This window comes from Gramella sp. MAR_2010_147 (assembly GCF_900105135.1).
In the GTDB taxonomy this organism is placed as follows: domain Bacteria; phylum Bacteroidota; class Bacteroidia; order Flavobacteriales; family Flavobacteriaceae; genus Christiangramia.
Genome location: NZ_LT629741.1, coordinates 3043370 through 3069659, shown reverse-complemented (window position 1 = coordinate 3069659; position 26290 = coordinate 3043370). Strand labels below are relative to the sequence as shown.

The 26290-nt window shown below is 39.0% G+C and carries 21 protein-coding genes and 1 other RNA gene; 3 read left to right on the top strand and 19 right to left on the bottom strand.

Annotated features, from left to right (window positions below):
• Positions 1-96 precede the first annotated feature (96 nt).
• On the top strand, positions 97-513 hold the full coding sequence (locus tag BLT95_RS13820) for a DUF2809 domain-containing protein (protein ID WP_231896376.1): 417 nt from the start codon (positions 97-99) through the stop codon (positions 511-513).
• On the opposite strand, the gene BLT95_RS13815 is transcribed toward BLT95_RS13820, so the two are convergent.
• Together BLT95_RS13815 and BLT95_RS13810 are read right to left on the bottom strand one after the other, a co-directional pair.
• Positions 474-1307: an endonuclease/exonuclease/phosphatase family protein gene (locus BLT95_RS13815; RefSeq protein ID WP_089666723.1), complete on the bottom strand. Its 834-nt coding sequence runs from the start codon at positions 1305-1307 to the stop codon at positions 474-476. The genes BLT95_RS13820 and BLT95_RS13815 overlap by 40 nt on opposite strands.
• On the bottom strand, positions 1297-2520 hold the full coding sequence (locus tag BLT95_RS13810) for an NAD(P)-dependent oxidoreductase (protein ID WP_089666722.1): 1224 nt from the start codon (positions 2518-2520) through the stop codon (positions 1297-1299). The genes BLT95_RS13815 and BLT95_RS13810 overlap by 11 nt, the downstream gene beginning before the upstream one ends.
• A gap of 473 nt (positions 2521-2993) precedes the next feature.
• Here BLT95_RS13810 and ssrA point away from each other — a divergent pair.
• Both ssrA and BLT95_RS13800 read left to right on the top strand, forming a co-directional pair.
• Positions 2994-3393, top strand: a transfer-messenger RNA (tmRNA) gene (gene ssrA / locus BLT95_RS13805).
• Between the two features lie 247 nt (positions 3394-3640).
• Positions 3641-4900: a site-specific integrase gene (locus BLT95_RS13800; protein ID WP_089666721.1), complete on the top strand. Its 1260-nt coding sequence runs from the start codon at positions 3641-3643 to the stop codon at positions 4898-4900.
• 260 nt (positions 4901-5160) lie between these two features.
• On the opposite strand, the gene BLT95_RS13795 is transcribed toward BLT95_RS13800, so the two are convergent.
• From BLT95_RS13795 to BLT95_RS13715, 17 genes are all read right to left on the bottom strand, one after another.
• Positions 5161-6561, bottom strand: a complete 1401-nt coding sequence (locus BLT95_RS13795; RefSeq protein WP_089666720.1) for an FAD-binding oxidoreductase — start codon at positions 6559-6561, stop codon at positions 5161-5163.
• A gap of 100 nt (positions 6562-6661) precedes the next feature.
• Positions 6662-7048, bottom strand: a complete 387-nt coding sequence (locus tag BLT95_RS13790) for a hypothetical protein (RefSeq protein WP_089666719.1) — start codon at positions 7046-7048, stop codon at positions 6662-6664.
• A 153-nt stretch (positions 7049-7201) separates the two neighbouring features.
• Positions 7202-8311, bottom strand: coding sequence for a nickel-binding protein (locus BLT95_RS13785; protein ID WP_089666718.1), 1110 nt, complete (start codon positions 8309-8311; stop codon positions 7202-7204).
• Between the two features lie 800 nt (positions 8312-9111).
• A complete protein-coding gene (gene fbp / locus BLT95_RS13780; protein WP_089666717.1) occupies positions 9112-10125 on the bottom strand; it encodes a class 1 fructose-bisphosphatase in 1014 nt (337 codons plus the stop codon).
• A gap of 7 nt (positions 10126-10132) precedes the next feature.
• Positions 10133-11374: a tagaturonate epimerase family protein gene (locus tag BLT95_RS13775; protein ID WP_089666716.1), complete on the bottom strand. Its 1242-nt coding sequence runs from the start codon at positions 11372-11374 to the stop codon at positions 10133-10135.
• 10 nt (positions 11375-11384) lie between these two features.
• A complete protein-coding gene (locus BLT95_RS13770) occupies positions 11385-12191 on the bottom strand; it encodes an SDR family oxidoreductase (protein WP_089666715.1) in 807 nt (268 codons plus the stop codon).
• A 10-nt stretch (positions 12192-12201) separates the two neighbouring features.
• Complete coding sequence (uxuA, locus tag BLT95_RS13765) at positions 12202-13395, bottom strand: mannonate dehydratase (RefSeq protein WP_089666714.1); 1194 nt, start codon at positions 13393-13395, stop codon at positions 12202-12204.
• Between the two features lie 79 nt (positions 13396-13474).
• On the bottom strand, positions 13475-14839 hold the full coding sequence (locus BLT95_RS13760) for a glycoside hydrolase family 28 protein (RefSeq protein WP_089666713.1): 1365 nt from the start codon (positions 14837-14839) through the stop codon (positions 13475-13477).
• 8 nt (positions 14840-14847) lie between these two features.
• Positions 14848-15186, bottom strand: coding sequence for a cupin domain-containing protein (locus BLT95_RS13755; protein ID WP_089666712.1), 339 nt, complete (start codon positions 15184-15186; stop codon positions 14848-14850).
• On the bottom strand, positions 15183-16997 hold the full coding sequence (gene pelA / locus BLT95_RS14580) for a pectate lyase (protein ID WP_157718070.1): 1815 nt from the start codon (positions 16995-16997) through the stop codon (positions 15183-15185). Before pelA ends, BLT95_RS13755 begins: the two co-directional genes overlap by 4 nt.
• 11 nt (positions 16998-17008) lie before the next feature.
• Positions 17009-18898: a pectinesterase family protein gene (locus BLT95_RS14520; RefSeq protein WP_231896375.1), complete on the bottom strand. Its 1890-nt coding sequence runs from the start codon at positions 18896-18898 to the stop codon at positions 17009-17011.
• Positions 18899-18918: 20 nt separating this feature from the next.
• Complete coding sequence (locus BLT95_RS13740; RefSeq protein ID WP_089666711.1) at positions 18919-19716, bottom strand: rhamnogalacturonan acetylesterase; 798 nt, start codon at positions 19714-19716, stop codon at positions 18919-18921.
• A 3-nt stretch (positions 19717-19719) separates the two neighbouring features.
• Positions 19720-20946: a right-handed parallel beta-helix repeat-containing protein gene (locus BLT95_RS13735; RefSeq protein ID WP_089666710.1), complete on the bottom strand. Its 1227-nt coding sequence runs from the start codon at positions 20944-20946 to the stop codon at positions 19720-19722.
• Between the two features lie 11 nt (positions 20947-20957).
• The gene (locus tag BLT95_RS13730; RefSeq protein ID WP_089666709.1) at positions 20958-22583 is read right to left on the bottom strand and encodes a glycoside hydrolase 43 family protein; all 1626 of its coding nucleotides are present in this window, start codon (positions 22581-22583) and stop codon (positions 20958-20960) included.
• A 15-nt stretch (positions 22584-22598) separates the two neighbouring features.
• On the bottom strand, positions 22599-23852 hold the full coding sequence (locus BLT95_RS13725; protein WP_172822598.1) for a glycoside hydrolase family 88 protein: 1254 nt from the start codon (positions 23850-23852) through the stop codon (positions 22599-22601).
• A gap of 5 nt (positions 23853-23857) precedes the next feature.
• Positions 23858-24862 carry a DUF4861 family protein gene (locus tag BLT95_RS13720; protein WP_089666708.1) on the bottom strand — a complete coding sequence of 335 codons (1005 nt, stop codon included), beginning with the start codon at positions 24860-24862 and terminating at the stop codon, positions 23858-23860.
• A gap of 24 nt (positions 24863-24886) precedes the next feature.
• Positions 24887-26254 carry a glycoside hydrolase family 28 protein gene (locus BLT95_RS13715; RefSeq protein ID WP_231896434.1) on the bottom strand — a complete coding sequence of 456 codons (1368 nt, stop codon included), beginning with the start codon at positions 26252-26254 and terminating at the stop codon, positions 24887-24889.
• Between the last annotated feature and the right edge of the window lie 36 nt (positions 26255-26290).

Genomic DNA, 26290 nt, shown 5'->3' with positions numbered 1-26290 from the left:
ACATTAATATTCACCGGCCAATTTATGATTCCTTAGCTAAATACATTCATCAAATTTGGACATATCGCTTAGTTTGCCTCCTAATATTAACGCAGAATGATTAACCTAAATAGAAACAAAAGAATTTATTATTTTCTGGGATTTCTTTTCCTTTTAATAATTGAGGTAATCATCGCCAAATATGTAAATGATAGTTTTATTCGTCCATATCTTGGAGATTTCCTGGTCGTAATTCTTATCTACTGCTTCCTCATGTTATTTTTCAGGATTTCAGTTTTTAAAGGACTTATCACGGTATGGTTATTTTCATTTACAGTAGAATTCTTGCAGCTACTTGATATTGTAAAATTGATGCAATATCAGCCACCAAAGATCGTACTGATCGTTTTGGGTAGTAGTTTTTCGGTTTGGGATCTTTTAGCCTACAGCCTTGGAATTTTATTTACGGGATTTGCAGAATTTTGCAGGACAAATTATTCTGAAAATTTCACCACAATGGACACGGGAAAATGATCTGAAGGATATTTCATTTCTTTTGAATCACTTAACACCGCGTATTTTTCTACGATCACTTTTTCATTACTGAATATATAGTCGATCCTCCGGGTAACTGGTTGATCAAATTTGTAGGCATTAAAAGTTCCATCTGGACCAAAGACCAGTTTTGCCATCATCCTGGAATCTTTCAAATGTTCCGAAATTAGCTGAATTCCTTCTGTTTCTGGTTCAAGGTTGAAATCTCCCATTAAAAGTACAGGAAGATTTTCTGTATTCAATTCCTTAATTTTCTTTATAATGAGTTTTGAACTTTCCAATCTCGCCTGATCGCCAACATGATCAAAATGGGTGTTAAAAACCCAGAATTTTTCAGCAGTCTTTTTATTCTGGAATAAACCATAGGTATAAACCCGGTTATAATCGGCGTCCCAACCTTTACTTATCTTATCTGGAGTTTCAGACAACCATAAAGTGTTCATCTTCAGCACCTTAAATTTCTTCTTTTTATACAGTATTGCACTAAACTCACCAGCATCCTCCCCTTCTCTACCTACTCCTATAAACTGGTATGCACCTATTTTTTCAGTTAAATAATCCAGTTGCGAGATCACGGCCTCCTGAACTCCTAAAATATCAGGTTCATAAAAGGCAATTTGCCGGGTGATCCAGTCTTTGCGAACAGACCAGCTATTCTCCCCGTCATTTTCATTGGCATATTTGATGTTATAGGTCATTACATCCATCTCCTGGCTTTGCAGAGCTCCGCAGAAAATAACAGCTACAATAAGAATAAATCTTCTAAGCTTCATTTTTCAATTCTTTTTCATCCACAAAGTCCTGTAAATATGAATAAAGTGGAGTTAATTTTCCATTAGCTGTCATCCTGGCTCTACCCAGGATGCCGTCTTTATCATCATTAAAAAATGCAGGAATCACGCTTTTCAGGAACATTTCTCCAAATCCTTCGCTGGCATCTTTGGGCAATTCACATGGTAAATTATCTACTGCCATGATGGTGATAGCCCTGGGATCGTGAAAATCTATTTCATTTCCGGTTTCGGGATCATAGCCATAAAAGGGCTCTGCGATTGTGGAAGGGCGAATCGTACTTGCTACCGGCCCTGCAATGTCACAGGAAACATCAGCCACATATTTTATTCGGAAATCCCTGTCTTTTATATCTTCTTCGGAATAAAAGACCGGAGCGCCCTGACCGTAAAAATGACCCGCAATAAAGACATCACTGGTTTTAGCAAATTTTATAAAATCTGAATCATAGTTTTCAGGAACTTTATAAAATTCCTTTCTGCTCCCCTGTGCCCCATCCTTACGTTTCGCGTAATCCAGTACATCGATATGGCAAAAAACCGGTTCATTGAATTCATTCACCAAATAAGTTTCCGGATCAACCTGTTTAATTTTAAGATGATCTAAAATTTCTTTAGCTCCACGGGCAACTTTTCCGCTTCCAGTTAAAACGAATTTATAATCTGGTAAATCTATATCATCCAGTTCAGCCAGCATGGTGCTCAGATCTGGTAAATTTTCTGCTTTTGGAAGTTCAAATCTTTTTTCCTTGATCCCTATGGAACGAATTCCATTATAAGCACCTACCAGTCCGGCATATCGACCAAAACCTATAAGACGGGCATTATTTTTATTAGTGATCACCTCATGATCATATAATTCAACATTTCTTTCCAATATCTCACGAAGCAGATCACGGTTATAGGGCTGCTTTTTAATAGTATGGGAAAAGAAAAAGTACTTTTTGTCAGGTATCAAATTTGGAATCGGGACTTCTTTTACTCCTAATAATACATCACAATCACTGATATCTGTGGAAACTTCAAAACCTGCATCGCGATATTCCTGATCGCTAAATATCCTGATATTAGAGCTTTCCACTTTAAAAGAAGCTTCCGGAAATTGAGCAACCACTTTTTTCAGCATTTGTGGAGAGAATACGACTCTCCTGTCTGGCGGAGTTTTTCGTTCTTTGATCAGGGCAAATTTTATCATAAACGGTATAGATTTTGCTTAATTTGAAGTGTTTCAAAGATATAAATAAAAAAATGTCAGAAAATTTTTTATGATCACTTTCCTTGAGTTTTCATATTAAATGAAAAGCTTATGAATTTAGCTGATTCTTTTGAAAAATCTATATCTTTGCTGACCCGATTGGAATATGCAATCGGATTTCTTTGAAATTTTGAGTTTTAAATTTAAAAGATGCGTCATGCTGAACTTATTTCAGCATCTAATGGGAACCTGAATCAAGTTCAGGTTGACGGCTTAAGGAATTTAAAGTTCTCATTTGCGTTAGGGATAGTAGCGGAAATCCTTTTTTGGCTGTGCTGAGCTTGTCGAAGTACAATAAAAAAGATTGAAGCGAATAGCCCGACCGCCGAGTCTCCTGAGCCCTGAGCTTGTCGAAGGGACGAAGGAGCGAGGTGGAAACGCCATTATCACAAAGAAAATGTTCATTATTTTATGGGGTCGACTTGGTTTTGACAGCGAGTCTAATTGAGTTGTAAGCACGTAGAGCGCTGGGATATAGCTCTTAAATATCATATTTCACACTTTTTTAAACGGCGAGAATAACTACGCCTTGGCTGCGTAACCGAATCATAGTAGGTTATACTTAGTCCCTGCAAGGCAGGGAGCCGAGATGTCTCGTGGAGGCCTTGATTTACGGCATCCACACCAGAGGCACCGATAAAGTAAATATAGGGAGCTCAGGGCCTTGATGAGTTTCTGAAACTTAATTGAGGATACGTGTAAAGTTGGTGGTTTTCGGCCGGCTTTGCATCGACAATCAAGTGAAAACTAAACGTGTAGAAAGCATCTGAATTGCTTGTTTGGACGAGGGTTCGAACCCCTCCGACTCCACTTTTTGAGTAGTAAACTCAATCAAAAACCCCGGAATCCTAGGATTTACGGGGTTTTTTGTTTTTTAGAATATCATATAAAAGCAAATAAATGCCTATTTCTGGTGACCAATCTGGTTACCAATTATTTACGTGAAAATTGGTAACCAGAAACGGCTAAAAACCCTAATTATCAAATCTTTACAAAATATTAAAGTTTTATTTCGTATCTCAATTTTTGCTACTTTAAGTGTCCATTTTAAGACCAAAATATGAGCACTTCTTATCAACTTAGTTTTTACCTCAGAAAAAGCAGAAACGAAAAAACCTCTGAGAGTGATATTTATTTACGCATTTCAGTGAATAACAAGAGATCTGCATTAAGTATAAATCGCAAAGTAGATCCCAGAAAATGGCATTCTAAATCAGAAAAAATGCTGGGAAAAAGTCCTGAGGCAGTAGAATTAAATAATTATATCAACGTACTCAGGAACAGGATTAAGAATATACATCAGAGTCTGATTGAAGAGGATAAAACCGTTACTTCAAAAAACATTCTTGATGAATTTAAGGGAGTAAATAAAAAGAAGCCTAAAATGACCCTGGAGGTCTTTAAGGAGCATAACGAACAAATGGATCGTCTTTCGGGTAAAAGTATCTCAAAAAGCACCGCTAAACGTTACTGGACATGTTATAATCATGTTGAACAGTTTCTAAAAGAAGAATATAAAGCCGAAGATTACCCGATGAATGATATCAATCACCAGTTCATCACCAAATTCGAGTATTTTCTGAAGACCAAGCGGGAGTGTAATCATAACTCTGCCTTGAAGTATGTAAACAATTTTAAAAAGATCATTCGCATTGCCCTTGCCAACCAATGGATGGACCGGGATCCCTTCTATAATTACAAGGTGCAGTTTGAAACGGTGGAGCGGGAATACTTAAATGAAGAAGAAGTGCAAAAACTCATTAATAAAGATCTTCACCTGGATCGTCTGAAACTGGTTAGAGATATGTTTGTATTTAGTTGCTATACCGGACTAGCATATTCTGACGTAAAAAAACTGAGCAGTGCAGATATCACCAAAGGTATTGACGGCGGGAAATGGATTCGCATCAAGAGAACTAAAACCAAATCCCTGAGTAGTATCCCTCTCCTACCCGTCGCAGAAGAAATTTTAGACCGTTATAAGGACCATCCGGAAGTAAAAAACGGAGATTATGTATTACCTGTTCTAAGCAACCAGAAGTCTAACGCTTTTTTAAAAGAAATCGCGGCATTGTGCGGCATAAATAAACCACTTACAACTCACCTAGCCCGGCATACTTTTGCAACTACTATTACTCTAACTAATGGTGTTCCTATAGAGTCTGTAAGTAAAATGCTCGGACATAAAGATCTTAGAACAACTCAGCATTATGCTAAAATAGTAGACCGGAAGATTAGCGATGATATGAACGCGTTAAAAATGAAGCTAGCAGAAAAAGAAGCGAAGAAAATTACAGATAAAAGGAAGACTAATGAATAAAGTAATTGTCTAATAGTTTTTACCCTTTATTAGTAAATTTGTTATAAATAGTTAATTTATTAAATTTTTAATTTCAACTGGGCTTTCTTATTTCCAACAGAAAGATATAGACAGTAGATTTATTATCACGAACACCCTCATAGATCACCTTAAAATAAAAAGGTAGGTGATTAATATTCATCTATATAAAAAGCTTAAGTAGAATTTAGAAATAGCCAATTGAGCAATCATTTTTTAATTGCTATTCATTAAAAATCAGATTAATTTGATGGTTGTATGTTCTGGTTAATTCTAAAGAAATTTTCAGGATCATATTGTTTTTTTATTTTGGCTAAGCGCTCATAATTATATTTATAACTGGTTTTTACCCGCTCCTGTCCTTCATCCATCATAAAATTTGAATACGCCCCTCCTGCAGAATAATCATGAAGCGCGTTCCAGTAATCTTTACACCACTGAGTAATTTTATCATTATTTGCAGGATCTTTATCTACACCTACAATCACCCCGGCATATTTAGCATCACGATAAGCCCATGGAGTTTCTTCTTTTCCCACTCTACTGGCTGCACCACTGATGGGATATAGATGCATCTGCGAAAGTGGAGTGGGTATTCTGGAGCCAAATTTTAAATGCTGTGCACTTATTTCAGGGTGGAGGTTATTAAAGAAATCTGCACGCCAGTACCATTGAAGGCCGGGAGGAAACAAACCATCAAACAAGGTTTGAATAGCAGGATAAGGCATTTCTCCTACATGATCGAATATTGGTTCTTTAGCCATGATAGGTTGAAAAACTTCTTTGGCTTTGTCCATAGGTCCTGTGTAGCACCAAACGATGGCGCAAAATTGTTTGTTGTGTAAAAAATCCGGAAAGGGAGGCCCCGGAATGACAAGAGTCGCTATAAATCCATTGAGATCATCAGGAGCCGTGTGGATAAAACCATCAAACCACTCCATGATTTCTTCAGTTTTTTCAATAGGCCATAAGGTCGGACCACCAAAAACAGTTTTTAAAGGATGCGCCTGAAATTTAAAAGAGGTAATGATCCCAAAATTTCCTCCGCCTCCACGTATGGCCCAAAATAAATCCTTGTGTTGATCTTTATTTACAGTTACAAAAGAGCCATCTGCCAAAACCATATCGGCTTCGAGAAGGTTATCTATAGTAAGGCCAAATTTTCTGGACAAATAACCTACACCTCCTCCCAGGGTTAAACCGCCTACCCCTGTAGTAGAAATAATTCCTGCAGGAATGACCAGTCCAAAGATATGTGTGGCGTGATCTACTTCCCCCCAGAGATTACCTCCACCAACCCTTACTGTATTATCAGAGGTATTTACACGAACAAATTTGATCCCCGATAAATCTATAACCATACCGTCTTCGCATAAACCTAAGCCGCCGCCATTATGGCCACCGCCCCTTATGGCTACCGCCAAATCATTTTCTTTTGCAAACTTTACTGAAGCTATTACATCAGCAACGTCTATACATATAACAAACAGTTCAGGTCGTTTATCTATCATTGCGTTAAATACTTTCCTGGTTTCATCATAATTTTTATCTGAAGCCAATACTATTTTTCCTCGCAATTGAGTAGCAAATTTTTCAATTTTTGAAGAGTCGATATTTTGTTGAGAAGTTGTTTCTGTTGCCATGATTTTATATTTTAAATTTAAGAGGAATGAGGATTTAACTTTGACAAAAGAATCCCCCAAAAGTCAATTTTATAAGGAGTTAATTAATATAGTTTTTGAACTAATCCTTAGTTTTCTCAATCATGTGATTGATTACTTTTGTATGTTCATGTTGTGGGCTGAACATAATGATTTCAGCATCCTCAATTACCTTTACATTATGCCCGGCTGGCCAGAAAAACAAGTCGTTAGTATTTACACTTTCCTGAGTACCTTTGGAATCAGTGGTTTCTATTTGTCCGCTCAGTACATAACCCCAGTGGGGACACTGGCATAAGTTTCCTTCAAGCCCTATAAAGAGTGGAGTAGTATCTACTCCTGCTGAAAGGCTGAAAAATTCACCGCTAATTTTACCTAATCCCGATGCATCTCCAAATTCTGTTCGTTGACGAATAATTGCACCGGGAATTTCCATTTTTACTTCGATATTTTCTTTTGCTACTCTCATTTTGCTACACTTTAAAAATTATTAATTCCTTAAAGGTAACTAGCAATTAAAACCTGGATAGCTACTTTTGGTTCAACAAATATCAAATTTGGATCAATTGAGTAATAAAGAGAGAAAGTGGCAGATTTTAGATTTGATAAAAACCATCAAATATCATAAACATTTCGATTTCAGATATTGGGAAGGAAGGATCCCGAAGCTTTCTTGAAAACACTTTGAGAAGTACCCGAGGCTGTTAAATCCTGTTTCAAATGCAACTTCTGAGACATTCAGGTCTTCTTTATTTAGAAACTGTAATGCTTTAGTAAGTCGGTAATCTTTCAGAAAAATATTTGGGGATTTACCTGTTAAGGTGATAATTTTTCGATACAGCTTAGATTTACTATATCCAAAGTATTGGGTAAAATCACGAATATTCAGAGTGGGATTACACCATTCTTTCTCGGTAAAAAATACAAGATCCTTTAAAAATTTTTCTTCAGATGGCTTCAGTGTAACAAAAGAGTCAGATGCAATAGAATTATTCGAATTCTCACTCTCGTACAATTCCTTGACTTCAGTAGATAAAACCATTTCACCTACTACCAGATCATAATAAGATTGTGCTGCTTTTATAGTATTTTCAAAAAACCCTTCCTTTTCATCTACAGGGACACCTCCATTCAAGCTAATTTTTAGTTTAACAGGAGAGCCGTATTTCGTATTGAAATTCTTTTTAAAATTAATCTGGATTTCAAGAGCGCATTTAATAGCATTTGTTACAGAATCATAAGAAATCAAAAAACGATCCTGATTTCTTTTTACAAGTCTTCCATTATAGTTACTTAAGGATTTTATAATTTCACTATGCTGTTCCTTTATTAGTAAGTTTACCTTCTCATCCAGAATTTTTCTGAAAAAAGAAGGTTTTACTCCCACCACCATTATTACTCTGAAGGCGGGATCATTAATTATATTAAGTTCTGTTTTTTGGGATTTTTCAGGATCCTCTATACGGCCTAAAAAAGATTCTACTATAGCATTATCTACCTCAATTATCCTGTGAGGGACTTCCCCGTGCGCCTGGTCGTGCATTTCTTTGATAGCATCTTTATTAGGAGCCTCGACTAAACAAAAAGCAGTTTTTCTTTTATCGTCGAACCAATAGGTTAATCCTTTACAGTTAAACTTGTGTTGTATTTTTAAATCTTTTTGATGCAGTTCTGCAACAATTTCAGCAGTTACTTCTTTTGAAACATCGTGACGGTCCATGTAAATCGGCATGATTTATCTTTTAAGAATTATCATTATTTAAAAACATAATTTCTATTCACCGAGCATAAAAAATCAAAGCTCTGTAAATAATATATCCGTCTATTTTGCTACAAGAGTATGTGATACTCTGCACCAAGTATTTTTTAAAAGTTGAAGTTCATTACTAAAAATACATATAATATTTAACATACCTGATTATTAGTTAGTTAAGGTTTAAGTTAGAAGAATATCAAATTGCTTTTAGGAAAAATATTTACTTGAGGTTAGTTTAATAAAAACTCAGAAAAGGCTTGTAGAAAAGAAAAGGGAAAATTTTCACAAATATCCTTCATGAATATCGTTCAGCCCATTCCCACTGCATTTCGCAAAAGCTACATTCTTGGAAAAAAGCTTCCCTAAAAAAGATCTTGAATCACTTCAAAAATTTCGATTTCCATTTTGCTAACCCGATGAAAAAACCGGAACGCTTCATTCCAGGTGGAAATTTTTGAATGAAGTCCGCCTGACCTGATTCCGAACTATATTTATCTTATAAAAGCAGAATGATGGTACTTCGCCAACTCCTTTAATTGTTCGAGTTCCTCATCCCTCCCTTTTTTCTGTTATAAAAGAATAACATTTAGAAATTAGCCGGGTTGTATAAGCTGGTCGGCTACGCTCTCCCTTTTATAATCCCTCTATAATTGTATATCCTGAATCTATATTTGCATCAAAAAAGGAAATAGGTTTTTAGCTATTGCTAAATAGATATATTATTTCGAAATTAAAGATATAAAGAGTTATCGTGAAGAAGACTTTTAATTTATATTCTAATCTTTCGTCATCTCACCAATAAACCTCTCTGCTATGGCAACCATTTCTGAGTTTCCGCAGATAAAAGGTGCTCTTTCATGAAGTTCAGAAGGTATGATTTCCATGATCCGATTTTCCCCGTCACTGGCTTTTCCACCCGCCTGTTCAGCTAAAAATGCCATGGGGTTACATTCGTATAACAATCTAAGCTTTCCTTTTGGTGATGTAGTACCCTGGGGATAAAGATAAAGACCCCCAAGAAGCATATTCCGATGAAAATCGGCCACCAGGGATCCGGTATATCTGGCGGTATATGGTCTTTTACTTGCATTATCCAATTCCTGCATCCACTTAATAAGCTTTTTAATTCCTTTGGGGAAATGAATATAATTACCCTCATTTACAGAATAAATACAGCCTTCTTTCGGAAATTTAATAGAAGGATGTGAAAGAAAAAAAGAACCAATGCCGGGATCAAACGTAAAACCGTTTACCCCATTTCCAGTAGTATAAACCAGGATCGTTGATGTTCCATATATTATATAACCCGCAGCCACCTGATTTTTTCCCGGTTGTAGAAAATCTTCTTTAGTGACCTTAGTTCCAACAGGAGAAATTCTTCGATAAATACTAAAGATCGTACCCACCGTAATGTCGACATCAATATTTGAAGAGCCATCCAGCGGATCCATTAATACTATGTATTTGGCTTCTTTATGAATTTCATCTTCAAATGCAATAAAATCTTCAAGTTCTTCTGAGGCAATCCCACAAATCTCTCCCCTGTTTTTGAGCGTACTAACAAATACATCATTAGCCAGTAGGTCAAGCTTTGCCTGGCTTTCTCCCTGCACATTTTCCCGGCCAATCTTTCCCAGTATCTGGGCCAGCCCAGCTTTATTAATAGATTCATTGACCATTTTACCTGCCAGTTTTATAGAGCTAAGCAATGCGCTCAATTCGCCTTTAGCATAAGGAAAATCCTTTTGGTTTTCTATAATGAACTCTCCCAGGGTCTGGTGTCTTTCCATCTCTCTTCTATTTTAGGAATAATGGCTTTAAATGCCTCTCATACAGGTTATAGGTAACATTATCTTCAATTTTAATACGATGCTTTTCAAGTAATCGAAAATAGGCTTCCCTGTCTTCTGCGGCTATCTTGTATGCACAATGCAATAATTGACGAAAATGAGGATTATAATGTTTTGAGTCCTCTTCATGCCTTAACATATTGGCGTATTGAAAACCAGATTTAAGAGTTTCGGGCTGTGGCAACATCTTCTTATTAATTGAAAGTACTGCAGTATAATCACGAGTTAGTTCATCATATCTTTCTAAAGCCTCTGTATATATGAGCATAGCAAATTCAAAGCCTTCTCCTTCACTTTCAGCCAGGCCAATTAATTCTTCCAGCCAGGTGGTACCAGCCGTCTTTAGGTGCAGTCCCGTATTGTGCTTTTTAATCAGCTTTTGCATCACGGGGTAAATGGAAAATTTATCACTGCCGCTGTGTACACTCAGCTTAAGATTCTGCGGAAGGCCAAACTCTTTTATGGCAAATTTCAATACCAGCAGGTCTTCTTCGAATTCCTTTTCAAACCGGTCCAGATCTCCTCTGTAATCCACACCTTTGTTAAATTCTCCTGTAAATTTTGGCGCGATGGTATTTACCGGAACCTTATAATAAGCAAGTGCTGCCAGGATGAAAAAAAGTTCTACCGGAGATTGTGGGTTTTCGACCTCGTCTATGGAAACTTCAGTGGAAAACTCCTCTGATTTTTCCGAAGCAATATGCCGATAAACTTCTCCTGCTTTTTTCATCGCCAGCAGGAAATTATCCAGCATTTCCTGAAGCTGATCTTTTGATATTTCTATTTCGTGTTCAATACCGGAAATCTGAAAATCCTCCAGGTATTTTTCAAAGAACTCTAAAAACTCCCGCTGCTCATTTTCCGCAGATTTTTTACCGATAAAATCAGCAACATCAATGGTAAAAAAATCACTTTGCTTGAGATAAGGATCTACAGTATCTAACCCAATATGATCTGCATCTACCAGATAATCCCCTTTATACCCCAGTTCTTTAACAGCAGCATCGGCCTCTTTCCTTACGCTTTCCGGCTTTGTACCTACCGTCTCATGCTCCCGGTTGGATTTGTTCCATACGGGAATCACCTCTACCCCGTTCTCCTGCATTTTAAGCACCGCTTTTAACTGTGCTTTCCCTTCCTTTCCAAACCTGTCTCCTACACCAAAGGAAAATTTTCCTAATCTGCTCATAATTTTATTTTTAAACTCCGCTAAATGCTCCGAACCCACCGTCCACAGGTACCACAATACCGGTAACAAAAGAGGATTCCTCTCCGGCCAGCCAGTTGGCGACTCCCTGCAATTCTTCGGGTTCTCCAAAACGTTTCATGGGAGTCTGATTTACTATTGTTTGCCCTCTATCTGTTAAATTCCCAGCTTTATCTAATAAAAGATCCCGATTTTGCTCTCCTATAAAAAAGCCTGGTGCAATGGCGTTCACACGAATCCCATCACCATATTTTTGGGCCATTTCCACAGCCAGCCATTTGGTGAAGTTATCTACCGCGGCTTTGGCGGCAGCATAACCCATTACGCGGGTAAGTGCCCGTTGCGCAGCCAGGGAGGAAATATTGATAATACTTCCTTTCTTATTTTCTACCATTCCTTTGGCGAAAACTAGCGTGGGAAGTACGGTCCCTTTAAAGTTCAACTGGCTTACTTTATCAAAATCATCTAATTCAAGGTCAAAAATGCTTTGTTCAGGTGTGATTGTGGCGCCTTTCATATTGCCACCTGCAGCATTTACCAGGATATCCACCTGCCCAAATTTTGCTTCAATTTTTTCTTTTGCTGAAATTAATTTCTCCTTATCCAGTACATCGGCAACCAGCGAAATTGCTTCCCCGCCAAACTTTTTAATCTCCTCTACTCTTTCCTGCACTGTATCTTCACTTCTTCCCAGGATGCCAACTTTCGCTCCTTGTTTTGCCAAACCTATAGCAATTGCTCCCCCTAAAACTCCATTTCCACCGGTAACTACGGCAACTTTATTCTCTAATCTCTTCATTTTATCTCTTTTACTGATTTTCCAGTGTTTTTATAATTCCGAATTCCAGTCCACGTAATTCTGCAAGACCTCTCAACCTGCCTACTGCAGAATACCCGGGATAAAAAGATTTCTCCTGATCGTCCAGCATCTCATGCCCATGATCTGGTCTCATTGGAATTGGTTGTCTATTATTTTTCTTCTGAAGCTCATAAAATGTTCTCACCAGCTTATACATTTCTGCGCTGCCTTCAAGGTGATTAGCCTCATAAAATCTCGCATTTTCATCCCGCTGAACAGATCGTAAATGCACGAAATGAATCCTGTCATAATAAGCTTCAATCATTTCCGATAAATCATTATTTTCTGAAGCGCCCAGACTTCCGCTGCAAAAAGTAAGACCGTTGGCTTTCTGTGGCACTTTATTAAAGATATAATCCAAGTCTGAAGCTTTGCTAACCACCCGTGGCAGTCCAAGTACGGGCCATGGCGGATCATCTGGATGAATGGCCAATACCACCCCGACTTCTTCAGCTACCGGAATTACTTCCGCTAAAAATTCAACCAGGTGCTCCCTTAACTGTGCTGCTGAAATTCCTTTATAATCCTTCAGGCCATTCCTTAACTTTTCAAGAGTAAAACCTTCTTTATCACCAGGTAATGCCATCAGCAGGCTTTGTTTCAGAACTTCCAGTTCCTCCTGCGTCATTTCAGCATATTTTGTCCTGGCTTTTTTTACCATTTCAACATCATAATCTGCTTCAGCATTATCCCTTTTCAGAATAAATAAATTGAAAATTATAAGGTCTTCCAGATTATGAAGAAGTGCGGTACTGCCGTCTTCCAGCTGATATCTAACATTGGTTCTCAACCAGTCCAGCACGGGCATAAAATTGTAACATATGCGAGAAATCCCGCATTTGCCAAGGTTTATAAGGCTTTGCTTATAGTTTTCAATATATTTTCCCCTGTCGCTCCTGGCTTGCTTAATATGTTCATGTACAGGAAGGCTCTCCACTACGTTCCAGTGTAGTGGGAACGGGTGTTCTTTATTGCTTTCCTCGAGCCGTTTCTTTCGTTTTTCAATCTCTTCCTCCGTCCAGACTTCCCCTACAGGAATATGATGTAAAGCAGTAACCACTCCATTTGCTCCAGCCTGCTTTATAGTCCCAAGTTTCACGGGATCCTGAGGGCCGTACCACCTCCAGCTTTGTTCAAAAACCATAGAATTTGTTTAATTATATAATAAGTTACATCATTTTCTTCTCTGTCAAAACCGAAGAAAGAGAAATTTAGAAAAGCTGCTATTCCTTCCCGGAAACTGAAGTAGGAACAGTAGCTTCTTCTCCAATAATTACCTCTTCAAAAATGACATTTTTGGTGTTGGTTATAGAAGTGGCATTCTTCGTCCTGTTCACTTTAATGTTGGTGAGTTTCACATTCTCCACCTTGCTCTGCTCAAAGCCCTGAATTACCACAGCCGTACCTGTAGCCTCTTCACAAGTGACATTGCTGATAAAAACATCTGAGATTTTTGAATTAAAACCTTCTCCTTCCCCATGATAGTTGGCGGTAATGTAGAAGCAATCTTCAACTTTTTGAAGCTCAATATTATTAATATATATATTCCTTATAAAACCTCCTCTATCTGGGTTGGTCTTGAAGTAGATCCCTCTTTTGAGATAACCAGAAGCTTTGTTGTTTTCCACATAAATATTCTGAACCCCGGCAGACATTTCACTGCCAATCACGACTCCGTGGAGTCCTTTTAGCAGGTTGTTCCTTATAACAATATTTTCTGAAGGCGTAGCCGAATTGGCACGACCCTCATGATCTCGTCCGGCTTTAATGGCGATGTTGTCATCTCCATTATCAAACTCGACTTCTTCAATAAGAATATCGCTGGCATATTCTGCGTCTATCCCATCATTATTAAAGTTATGAGCATCAAATTTCAATCTTCTAACAGTTGCACTTTTGGACTTAAGCAGATGGACGCACCAAAAAGGAGCATCCTCTATGGTAACGTCTTCTAATAGAATATTTTGAGAATTCACAAACTGGATCAATTGCGGGCGAAGGTAATGCCCTTCACCGAAGATTCTTTTCTCTATTGAAACTCCGGAATGGTTCATTTCCCTGCTCAGCTGCTTATCCTTATCTTCAAGCTGCTTCCAGGCTGCCCAGGCTCCTCCACCTTCTCCATCTATAGTACCCTTTCCGGTAATGGCGTTATTTTCAAGTTCATTCCCGTAGATAAGCGGACTGTAATTGTACAGCATAGTTCCCTCCCAACTGGTAAGGACCAGAGGATAATTTTTAGGATCATCTCCAAACCTGATCTTCGCTCCTTCTTCCAGATGAAGATTTACATTACTCACAAAATGAATTGGACCATTAACTGTATATACTCCTTTTGGGACTATGAGTGTTCCTCCTTTTCGTTTCTGAAGGTGATTCATAGCCCGGTCAAAAGCTTTTTTATTATCTGAAACAGAATCTCCTTTAGCTCCGAATTTTGTTATAGAAACAGTATAATCGGGAATCTTTGGAAGCTGGATCCTATCCACGATCTCCTTAATGGCTGCCTTTCTTTGAGGTTGAGATAACTGGGCATGGGTATTCACTCCCAATAAGACGAAGCATAGTAGTAGTATAAACTTTTTCATAATTTCTTTTATTTCAGAAAATCCTCCCGCACGGGATTAAAAACATCAATCAGCATTCCCGCGTCCAGGCATTCAGCGCCGTGTTTGGCATTGGGAGGCACGAAAAATCCATCGCCTGTTTCGAGGATTTCAGATTTTCCGTCAATCGTAATTTTGAACTTCCCTGATGCCACCACAGTTCCCTGGGAGTGAAAATGGTCGTGCTCATAACCAACCGCGCCTGTTTCAAATTTAACCTTGACCACCATCAACTGTGTATTGTAACCGGTAATTTGTCGTGAGATACCCTCTCCGGCAAGTTCCCACTTAGCTTCAGCTTCTTTAAAAAAATTGTCTCCTTTTATCATTTTTGAGAGATATATTTAGCTTCCCATTTGGGATATTCTTCCTTTAAAAGATCTTCAGCGTAATTGTCAATATAGTTGTAGTTGGTGCGCCGTTCGTGTTCTATTTCATCAATATTATATTTTATCACTCCGTCCCGGCCTATAAACATAATTTTGTTAGTACCAATTTCGGTAAAACGGCCCCATAGAGGACCACCCTCAGGATCTTCGACCACAATACGATCACGACCTTCGGGCAGGTGCTCCCCCTTGATCCACTCCACTCTTTTTCCCATTACCTTCGCATCATCAAACCACTGCATGGCACTTTGAATCGCCCCTTTAATTCCTTCGGAAGGATCTTCGATATCCATTAGAAAACGAACAATTTCAGCACTTTCCTTTCCGCTTAAAGAAGCTAGTTCATAAGATCTTGCCTTTGCCGGTTTGAGTGTTTTCCTGTCGTGCTGTGCGCCCCAGGCTGTCAACTTTCCGTCCACCTCTACCTGGGTAGCAAGAATTATTTCTAATCCTTTGTCTACAGCTTTAGCAGCTTTTTCCTTTCTGGTAGAATCCACAAAAGAGTAAGACTCATCATTAATTGCAATATTTCTTAACAACCTCATCACCCCTATCATTGCACCATCGTTATAAGTAATGTGCTCGTAATAACCTTTCTTTATAGGATAGAACTGAGGCCAGCCTCCATTGCTGTATTGTGCCTCAAGAAGAAAGTCTATACCTTTTAAAAACGCCCTTTTATACTCCTCTTTTTTAGTAGCCTTGTAAACTTTTGCCAGGTACCTCAACTGAGTATGGGTTGCGCCGTTGTCTATGGTGGTGCCCATTTCTTTTACCTGCAACGCCCTTAGGCTATCCTTTTCCTTTTCGCTCAATTCATTGGACATGTCGATATTCTTATACCAGCCTCCATTGTCATGCTGATAAAGCAGAACATTATCTGCTATCCTCTTTGCTTCCTTACTTCCGTACCAATTCTCATCCTGTTGCAGAGCTTTGCGCCACGGAACATTTTCCGAATATTCCACCGAACCAACCGAAACTTCTTTCAGGATTTTTTGAAATAAAACAGCTTTCTTTATATACTTTTTTAAATCCAGATCCTGTCTCGCAACCTCCTGAAGTGCCAGTCTTGCAACCAGGTCTGCACCCATTTTGGAGAGGTGAGTATCATCAGTTACTCCTCTGGGCTCATACGGGTCCTCTCCCGGCTCCAGGTGTAAATGCAACTGTTTTGAGTCCTGCGGACCGTAAGACATTTCCAGCTGTTCGGTCAATAACTGCATATCTATAAAAGGCACATCCAGGTCTTTTGAGACCATTCTCACTACCAGCGGATACTGCCCGTGAGTATCTACCAGCACCCCATTTTCATTGAAATTGCGCCGCACAATGGAACTAAAAAGAATTGGAGTAGCTCCCTTTTCACGGGTTTCCCTTACAAATTTCTCAAGGTTGCTTCTGTATTGTGTAAAAGGATTGGTGTATCTGGCAGGATCATTTACTTTCTGGTCATTATGTCCAAACTGAATGAACACAAAATCCCCCGACTTCAGTTTTTCCTTTACTTTTTCCCAGCGACCTTCAGAAATAAAACTTCTGGTACTTCGACCGTTTACAGCGTGATTATCAATTTTAATTTCAGATGACATCAGCTCAGGAAGCATTTGTCCCCACCCGTGCTCCGGATTCTTTTCAGGATCTTTTTTATCGGACATTGTTGAATCTCCAATAAGAAATAAGGTGGGTTTTTCCTGTGCGAAAAGTGTTATTGAAGAAAAAAACACTATGTAAAAAAACAACTTTTTCATTTTTATTATTTTTAATCCAAAGCCTTTGAAGCCCAGTACCAGTCATTAGAGTTACTGAAAATATTTTCAAGGGTATATTGTCTCACTTCCTCCTCGTTCAACTGATGTGACCATTCCACTCTTGTTGGAGAAGAAGCTCCGGCTCCATTGCTGTTGTATTCGGCGTAAAAAGTAGTTTCTTCTTTATTAGGAAACATTTCGTCTCCTTTCCATGGATTCCAGCCTTTAGGAACAATATGTGATCCCATTTCTGTATTAAGAAAAACCGTTTTGGCGTAAGGTCTCCAGGGACGTCCCAGGTAAACTTCATAAACATTTTCAGCAGCAGTAAGTTTACAATTGATAAAGACATACCCGAATTCCTGATCCTGAGGTGTAGCGGCAGCCGTCACATAGGAGTTTTTCAAACTCTTAATAATACAGTTCTTAAAAACTGCGGTAGCCTCGCCAAAAATAAAATCGGTGGTTCCTTCGATATAGCAATCAAGGTATAATTGTCGGCTTCCGGCTGTTGCCGTATAGAGAGTATCCTGGCAACCCAGAATATTAGAATTTTTGATCACGAAACGATCTCCTTCAACATGCAGTGCCACAGCCTGCCCCTGGTCACAGGAGAAGTTTTTAATCGTTAGGTTTTCAATTTTTATATCATCCCCCCGAACCAAAACCGTATAGGAAGTGAAAGTGGAAAATTCCTTACCGGTTCGTGGGTTCAATTTCCCCGAATAATCATCATTGGTAATGATCGTATTTTCTTTACTTTCTCCTAATAGAGTTAGTTGATGCTTCCAGGAAGGAATTTCAAGCTTTTCATTATAGGTCCCATTCTTTATATAGATCTTAACTTCCCCCGGACCCAGATCACGGGTAGAATTAATCGCCTCCTGGATAGTTGAAAAATCTCCCGAACCATCCTGAGCTACTGTAATTTCCCGATAAGCCTCCTTTGCGGAAGAAGCATTTTTAAAAACTTTATTCAGAAAATTAAGGCTTAGGCCCAATGTTCGCTCGAACCAGGGATGCATTAACCAGAAAGAATGTGGAGAATTTTCTAAAGTATGGATCTCGTAATAAATATTATTTTTGGATAATATTTTGGTCATATCATCCCTGCCCGCATGGAACCTGGGATACGAGCTATTTATAAACAAGGTTGGTGGTGTTTGAGAATCTACATATTCCAGCGGAGAAGCCTCTTTCCAACTTTCCAGTTTCTCGGCTTTTGAACCTCCAAACCAGGTCGCGGCCATCCAGCCTTCTTCAGCTTCAGGGTGAATAAAAGAGACTATTCCATCAACATTGATGATCGCCTGTACCTCATCTGAAATTTCATTATTGCCGGTGTCATATATTTCTGAATCTGGGGTAACTCCCAAAAGAGTTGCCAGTTGTGCTCCGGCTGAAGCACCCAGAACGGCAATTTTATTTTTATCTATCTTGAATTCTTTTGCGTTCTCACGTATCCATTTTATTGCATCTTTCAAATCTAAAACTCCAGCAGGATACTCAGCCTCGGTCCCGAGACGATAAGCAGCTGTTACAGCGGTATAACCGTTCATCGCAAGATGTTGCGCCATCACGCGTTGGTTTTCCTTGCTCCCTGTAAGCCATCCACCGCCATGTATCATGAGAACCGCAGGATACTCTCTACTTTCCCCGTTATTTGGGATATAAATATCTGCTTTTAACTCTCGTTCTTCGATTGTTTTATAAACCAGGTTCTCCTGAGCATTTATTTTATTAGAAGCAAGAGGTGTTACCGGGTTGATAAAAGGATAATCCTTTTTAAGTTTTTCATAGGTAGTCTCAATTGTATATGGTTTTAGTTCCTGCTTTTCCTGTGCTGAAAGAAGCAGGCAGACCAACAGATTGAGAAAAAACAATATCGATTTAAAGTTCATACCAGGTTTCAATTTTCAAACTAATCCTTTAAAGCCAGTTCCTTCATTCCATCAAATACCAGCTGAGCTACCGCTTTAGCTCCTGCCGGTTGAAAATGGGTATTATCATCCTGCCCTTCCGGATAGGCTTCATATTTACCCGCAGGCAGATTCATAAAATAGTTACTGCTTACATATTCTTTCCCCTTCCTAGAGAAGTGATCCATAGACCGTTTATTAAGATCTATTAGCAATACATCCATTTCTTCGGCTATATCTTTCGCTGCCTGATCGTATTCCCCATGCACATTTTTAAGATTTTCGTCTTCCCAGGGATAATTCCTGGCAACTGGAGTAAGGATTATTGGTTGCGCTCCTTTTTGGCGCGCTTGACTTACAAATAATCTTAGAAATTCCTTATAGCCTTTAATATCCACATAACGTTTTGTTTTATTCTCTGAGGCATCATTATGTCCGAATTGCATCACGACTATGTCGTCTTCTTTCAAACTCCCAAATACAGAACGCCAACGTCCCTCCTGAAAAAAAGTTCTGGTACTTCTTCCTCCGCGGGCCCGGTTATCAACTATAACAGAATCTGTCTTTATGAGTCCGCTTATTTTAGGTAAACTGTCTGAAACCATAAACTGCTGAAATACCTGTCCCCAACCCATTAAAGGATATCTGGTTTTCATATAATTCTTTCCCGGATCATACTCCCCGGAATAATCGGCCATGGTAGAGTCTCCAATCAGGTAAACTGTACCTGGTTCCTCCTGAGATATTAATTCTATAGAGCCGAGAATTATAATTAATAATAAAGCTGCTATGCTTCTCATATTTTATTTTTCAGATTTTTTAGCTTCTAATGCACCTATCTCCGGAGCACTTCCATTATAATCCAGTCCATTTTTAATTCCTGCATCTACTAATTCGCTTGATAGTTTTGGTCTCATAAAACTGATCTCCGGAAGGCTACCATCTCTTTTCCTGGGAGCAGATAGTTCTGAGATATCTACAGACTGAAAATCATTTTTAGTTATTTCAAAATCCATCTGCCAGCTATTATTTTCAACCTTTTCAGTTTCCGCATTATATTTTCCAAACTCCCCTAACACTAGAGTATTTATGATCACGATCTTTTCAAGTCCATTCTTTTCAGAAAAAGCCAGATTTCGGCCATTCCCGGTAGCTGAACAGTTAATGACCGAAACTGTTCCGCGATTGCTGTTATGATCAAAACCGTCATTTAGATTGTTTACAGCAAAACAGCGTGTGTAAGAAGCATTATGCTTTCTATCCTTATCATCACTTCCCCCGGTTTTAAACCCATTCCCATCACCTTTTCCTGCGGAACCATCCTTTAAATATCCATTATTAAAAGCCCAGCAATTTTCATAGATTGTATTCACATTGTTGGCTTCTCTTAAATAACCGTCCCAGCCATCATCGAGATTATTCCAGGCACGGCATCCAATAAATCTGTTTCCAGATCCAACATCCATCTTGACAGCAAAGCCATCAGCATTCTCAAGTTTTGAATCTGCATTGAAAAAGGAATCACAGTTTAGAATAGTATTATTGGAAGCTCCGTCATCCAGTTGAAGTCCGGTATCTGAACATTCTGAAAAGCTACAGAATTCAATAATATTATTATTGCCGCGAATATGAAGACCATTATCACCTGCCTTGTAGAACTGAAGCCCTTTAATATGCCAGTTATCAGCTTTTAAAACTATTCCCTGGTTGGAAGAGTTTTCTTCCATTTCTGAAAAGTCAAGGAGGGGTCTCTCTTCGGAGGTATCACCAATGAGATAAATTTTACTGGAAGCCTCCCCTGAGTCATTGATATATATTCGTTCAGAAAATTTATAGGTTCCAGCATGAATAAAAATAGAGTCTCCTGGCTTTGGTTCATCCAAAGCCAACCTTAATTCTTCAGCATTAAAAACATTTATTATTCGATTTTCAATTCCTGAATTTTCCGCCTCATTTACTTCGCTGGTATTCTTAAGATTTATGCAGGAAACCGAAATTATCGCTGCAATAATATATATGAATACCTTCATGATTTTTTTGATTATTTGCTTATTCTAAAATTTTCTACATCAGCGTAACCGCCACGTTTGGCTTCCTGCGAGCTTACATTAAACAATCCTACTTTAGCACCGATCCATTTTCCCGGCTGGGCTTTAAATGAATTTCCGATCTTACTGAAATCCTTCCCATCCTCACTATAACTGAACTGGCACATAGCCTCGGGAGCGTTCACTTTAACCCTGAAAACCACTTCATTGGAATCGATTCTCTTTTCGGCAATTGTTACCTCTTCCTCCCCATCGATCGCGTCGATCGCCTGAGTCTGCTTTATAATAAACCCATCAGTATCGTGGGTAAGGGTAAGCGTCGCATAATCCATTCCCATTATGATAAGTCCGGCTCTTTTACCTTCTTCTGCTTCCTGTGGAAAAAGGCTGATCCTGGTAGTAGCCGTAAAATCCGGAGCAGGGAATTTCTGAAGTAAAAGATTTGGAGTCATCCACAGATTCTTATAATCATCCTGGAGCTTGATCGAAAATAGTCTAAGGTGATCCTCTCCAGGTAGCTTGGCGTGCCAAACTACATCCGGATTTGCGTGCCATTGCCATTGCAATCCAAGGCTATCTCCCTCAAATTCGGTACTTTCAACAGGAGTACCCACAGGATATTCCTTTCCGATATTGGGTTTCTTATGAGTTTTTACCGGCTCCCCTATTCCATTTCTATCTTTATCCTCTCCCATTACCGGCCAGTTACTCTCCCAGTTCATAGGCTGAAGATGAACAATCCTACCATAAGCTTCCAAATCCTGAAAATGATAGAACCAATCTTCACCTTCGGGAGTTTCAACCCAGGCTCCCTGGTGCGGGCCATTTATATCTGTACTACCCTGTTCCAGAACCACTTTTTCTTCATAGGGACCATAAATATTCTTTGATCTCAAGATCAGCTGCCAGCCCGTTGACACACCGCCGGCCGGAGCAAAAATGTAATAATAACCTTTACGCTTATAAAACTTGGAGCCTTCCACGGTAGGATGATCATCATGACCATCAAAAACATGCCTGCCGGCATCCAAAATCTTAGTCCCTTCAGCATTCATTCTATTTACGGTAAGCAAGCTCTTCACTCCTCTACGACTCCCGGCATAGGCATGAACCAGGTATGCTTTCCCGTCATCATCCCAAAGCGGAGAAGGATCTATAAGTCCTTTACCTTCCATGACCAGTACCGGATCTTCCCAGTTTCCATACGGATCATCGGTTTTTACCATAAAGATGCCATGATCGGGATCGCCCCAGTAGATATAAAGTTGATTGTTATGAGCTCTCATACTTGGCGCCCAAACGCCGTTTCCATGCTGCGGTACCGCAAAAGTTTCTGCAGGCACCTGGATTGGCAAGGCATAGTTGATCAATTTCCAGTTGATCATATCTTTTGAATGTAGAATAGGCAACCCCGGAGCAACATTAAAACTGGAGGCAGTCATATAATAATCTTCTCCTACCCGTACCACATCGGGATCGGAATAATCTGAGTAAAGAATTGGATTGGTATAGGTGCCATCCTCATTATCGGCTGCCCAGACTTCAGATTTATAAATATCTTGATTCTGGGCAGAAAGGTTAATAGAGAGTAATAATATGAAGGTGCTTAAATACCGCAATTCTTTATTTTTAGATTATTTATTTAATTGTAAACTTGCAAGGATAAAAGGCCCGCTTCCTTTAGGATCGTTGCTTCTTATTTCTTCATTTATGTAGTATTCATAAGAAGCATCGCGGTAAGGATCGCCCCCAAGGCCCGCCACAGCGCAAACCTGGTTTAGATTTACCACTCCGTTGTCTTCAACAGTGATGAGATTATTTAGAATTCCTTCATAAGCTTTTCTAGCTACTTCCAGATATTTTTCCGGCAGGTATCCTTTTTTTGCTGCTTTGACAAAAGTATAAGTGAACATGGAAGTACCGGAAGCCTCCAGGTAATTTCCTTCTCTGTCTCCCTGATCCAACACCTGGTACCAGAGTCCAGATTCTTTATCCTGGTATTTCGTAACCGATTCAGCAAACTGATTCAAATAGTTTACGATCTTTTCCCGACCCTCGTGATCATCCGGAAGATAATCTAAAACATCTACCATTGCCATTCCATACCAGCCCATCGCCCTGGACCAGAAATTTGGAGAAGTTCCGGTTTCTTTATCAGCCCATTTTTGCTGTTTGCTGGAATCCCAGCCATGATATAGCAAGCCGGTTTCCTCGTCATAGGCATATTCCTGAATAAGATCGAATTGATGGATTATATCATCATAGGCCTCTTCTGCTTCTTCCCCTTCACTATACATCTTAGTGTAGTGGGCATAAAAAGGATGCGCCATATAAAGTCCGTCAAGCCACATTTGCTCGGTATAACGCTTTTTATGCCAGAATCCCCCTTCTTTAGTTCTTGGCTGAGTATCTATCTGGCTTCGCAATAATTTCAATGCTTCAAGAAAACGATCTTCTTTAGTTTCAGGATAAAGATATAGCAGAGTATTTCCCGAATTAAGCATATCCAGATTCTGATCGCTCAATTTATAGGTCCTTATATCACCCTCATCGGTAACCATAGTATCGGCATAATCGTAGATATACTGGTAATATCTTTCATCTCCTGTTTCCTCATACACTTCTTTTGCTGCCTTTAAAACAAGCCCATTAGTATAGCTCCATTTAGGCTCATCGCGAAAATCAAGTTTAGAAGCTTCTGGAAATCGATGAATTTCTGATAACAGCATCCTTTCAGACCATTTTAAGTTTTCCGGAACTAATTTTTCCTGATCTGCAGAAGCAATTTCCGCACTTTGTTTTTCTTCATTTTCCTTACAACTTAAAAGGGTTCCGGCTATAAAAAGGAAAATCACACAGAAATGAAGTTGATCTTTCAGAATTCTCATTGAAATTATTTTGTAGTATTAGTTGAATTTAAATCCTGAAGCAACTTATCTATATGAGAGATAAAATCTTCCTTATTGGTAATCCCGCCCTTTTCCTGCTCCCAGGCACCAAGGAAATAGTAGGTGATCGTTTGGGTAGTAGGTTTAAAGATCACCAGATGATCGTCTGTCCCTTCAATTTGTTTATCCAGTTGCTCGCTATTATAAAAAAGGGCCATCCCGAGCTTATCAGTATCATTTACCAAAGTCTGTGCGCCGTAAGTTGCTATATAGCCCCATTTTCCATTTTCGGTTTGTTTCTTTATCAGTTCCGGACCATGTTTTACGATACCGGTAGTAAGTCCTTCGATCTCCTTGGAAGGGGTGAGCTCAGCTTTAGTGTATCTTCCTTCCGGAAATATGGAGAGTTTTGCATCCAGATCTATAGTGTCTTTTCCTGTAGTCCAATTGTGATATGAAATCTCTACTGAAGAACTGTTTTCAGAATTTTTAACAGCCGCCTTCGTTTTCTCTACATTCCTGAAATGAGCAACGGTATCGTTCAAATATCTTCCATAACCACCAATACCCATCGATTTTCCGGCTTTCAGAATATCGAGACCCCATGCAGCTTCTTCATGATAAGAGTCAAAGCCATCCTGTCCAACATAAGGCAAAACGAGCGTATCTACTTTTTTTCCGAAGATATCGATAGCATTTCTCCAGTCAAGATAGAGCCTGTAACCAACTTGTTTATTCTCCCAGCCCGGACCCTCATACCTAATATACCATGAATGATCTGTATGCTCTTTAGGAACCTCTAAACTATCCACATTTTCAAATTCACCGTTCATATACTCACGGCCTTCCCATGTGCCTCCTTTTTTCCTGGAAATCTCGGCGTATGTGTTATAAGATGGAGAAGATTCGGTTATATAATCACTTTCTCCAGCAACTTCTGTTTGCTTCTTTCCATCATTACAGGAAATGATAGCCAGAGCTGTTAATACAGGAATAAAATATTTTTTCATAATAAGTTATATAAAATGGAACGCTTAATATTCTTTACCGTTTATAGTAGTATTTACAAAGATCACAGGTTCGCAATTCTCAATGCTTAAAGGAACTTCTGTACTTTTAATGGTTACATTTTTAAGCCTGACATTCTGAACGGGTGATTGTTCCCTTCCTTTTATAAGTAAACCAAATTCACCTCCATTTTCCACCGTCACATTTTCAAGAAAAATATTCCTGATCTCCGGAATATGATCCCCTTCTTGATTGTCATAAATAGCGTAGTAGGTATTTATTTTTAATACCGCTTCCTTAACCTGTCCTACCTGAAGATCTTTCACATAAACTCCATCAACAAAACCTCCACGAATGGTATTGGTCTTGATACGTATTGCACGGTCAAGGTTAGGACTATCCATACGACAGTTTCTCACAAAAACATTTCGAACCCCGGCAGAGATCTCGCTTCCCATCACTACTCCTCCATGGCCATCTGCCATTTCACAATTCTCAATCACGATATTCTCACTGGGAATATTCACGCGACGCCCATCGTTATTACGACCTGATTTAATAGCGATACAATCATCACCCGTATCAAAAATGGAATTTTTGATATGAACATTTTTAGAGTATTCAGGATCACAACCGTCATTATTAGGACCATGACTACGTACAGTCACTCCATCAACCGTTATATTGTTACTTTTGATAGGATGTAGAATCCAGAATGGAGCATTGGTAAAAGTCACCCCTTCAATGAGTATATTTTCGCATTCGAATGATTCAAAAAAGGTTGGCCTTAGCTGATGTCCCTCTCCAAATTTTCTATTCTCCACAGGAACTCCATCAGCTACCATTTTTCTTAAACTTGGTAGGTTCTTGTCATCGTGCTGCTTGGGCTGTCCTTCCTGATATCCATACACATCTTTTCCAGCCCATGGCCACCAGTGATCGTTATCTGCCTGACCATTAAACACACCTTTGCCTGTTACCGCAATATTCTTTTGACCATAAGCATAGATCAAAGGTGAGTAATTCATCAACTCCATACCTTCATAAGAAGTATGCACCATTGGTAGGTATGCTGATTTATTTGTAGTGAAAAGAATCTCAGCACCCTCTTCCAGATGAAAATTCACATTAGATTTCAAGTGTATAGGTCCTGTTAAATATTTACCCGCAGGAACTAAAACTTTCCCTCCTCCCTGTTCATTACAAGCTGCAATGGCTTTTTTAAAAGCCTCGGTATTATCAGTTACTCCATCCGGATTCGCTCCAAAATTTGAAACATTGAAGATCCTGTCTGGAAATTCTGGAACCGTTATATTATTAATTATGTCTTCAGCCTTTTTCCAGGCTTCATCAGAATTGAAATCCTGAGCTCCGGCTTTACATGAAGCCAGCATAAATATCAATCCGAAAACTACTGCGTTGATAATAAA

Coding starts and splice junctions, on each gene's coding strand:
- BLT95_RS13820 (WP_231896376.1), top strand. CDS start 97: ATGATTAACCTAAATAGAAACAAAAGAATTTATTATTTTCTGGGATTT.
- BLT95_RS13815 (WP_089666723.1), bottom strand. CDS start 1,307: ATGAAGCTTAGAAGATTTATTCTTATTGTAGCTGTTATTTTCTGCGGA.
- BLT95_RS13810 (WP_089666722.1), bottom strand. CDS start 2,520: ATGATAAAATTTGCCCTGATCAAAGAACGAAAAACTCCGCCAGACAGG.
- BLT95_RS13800 (WP_089666721.1), top strand. CDS start 3,641: ATGAGCACTTCTTATCAACTTAGTTTTTACCTCAGAAAAAGCAGAAAC.
- BLT95_RS13795 (WP_089666720.1), bottom strand. CDS start 6,561: ATGGCAACAGAAACAACTTCTCAACAAAATATCGACTCTTCAAAAATT.
- BLT95_RS13790 (WP_089666719.1), bottom strand. CDS start 7,048: ATGAGAGTAGCAAAAGAAAATATCGAAGTAAAAATGGAAATTCCCGGT.
- BLT95_RS13785 (WP_089666718.1), bottom strand. CDS start 8,311: ATGCCGATTTACATGGACCGTCACGATGTTTCAAAAGAAGTAACTGCT.
- fbp (WP_089666717.1), bottom strand. CDS start 10,125: ATGGAAAGACACCAGACCCTGGGAGAGTTCATTATAGAAAACCAAAAG.
- BLT95_RS13775 (WP_089666716.1), bottom strand. CDS start 11,374: ATGAGCAGATTAGGAAAATTTTCCTTTGGTGTAGGAGACAGGTTTGGA.
- BLT95_RS13770 (WP_089666715.1), bottom strand. CDS start 12,191: ATGAAGAGATTAGAGAATAAAGTTGCCGTAGTTACCGGTGGAAATGGA.
- uxuA (WP_089666714.1), bottom strand. CDS start 13,395: ATGGTTTTTGAACAAAGCTGGAGGTGGTACGGCCCTCAGGATCCCGTG.
- BLT95_RS13760 (WP_089666713.1), bottom strand. CDS start 14,839: ATGAAAAAGTTTATACTACTACTATGCTTCGTCTTATTGGGAGTGAAT.
- BLT95_RS13755 (WP_089666712.1), bottom strand. CDS start 15,186: ATGATAAAAGGAGACAATTTTTTTAAAGAAGCTGAAGCTAAGTGGGAA.
- pelA (WP_157718070.1), bottom strand. CDS start 16,997: ATGAAAAAGTTGTTTTTTTACATAGTGTTTTTTTCTTCAATAACACTT.
- BLT95_RS14520 (WP_231896375.1), bottom strand. CDS start 18,898: ATGAACTTTAAATCGATATTGTTTTTTCTCAATCTGTTGGTCTGCCTG.
- BLT95_RS13740 (WP_089666711.1), bottom strand. CDS start 19,716: ATGAGAAGCATAGCAGCTTTATTATTAATTATAATTCTCGGCTCTATA.
- BLT95_RS13735 (WP_089666710.1), bottom strand. CDS start 20,946: ATGAAGGTATTCATATATATTATTGCAGCGATAATTTCGGTTTCCTGC.
- BLT95_RS13725 (WP_172822598.1), bottom strand. CDS start 23,852: ATGAGAATTCTGAAAGATCAACTTCATTTCTGTGTGATTTTCCTTTTT.
- BLT95_RS13720 (WP_089666708.1), bottom strand. CDS start 24,862: ATGAAAAAATATTTTATTCCTGTATTAACAGCTCTGGCTATCATTTCC.
- BLT95_RS13715 (WP_231896434.1), bottom strand. CDS start 26,254: ATGCTGGCTTCATGTAAAGCCGGAGCTCAGGATTTCAATTCTGATGAA.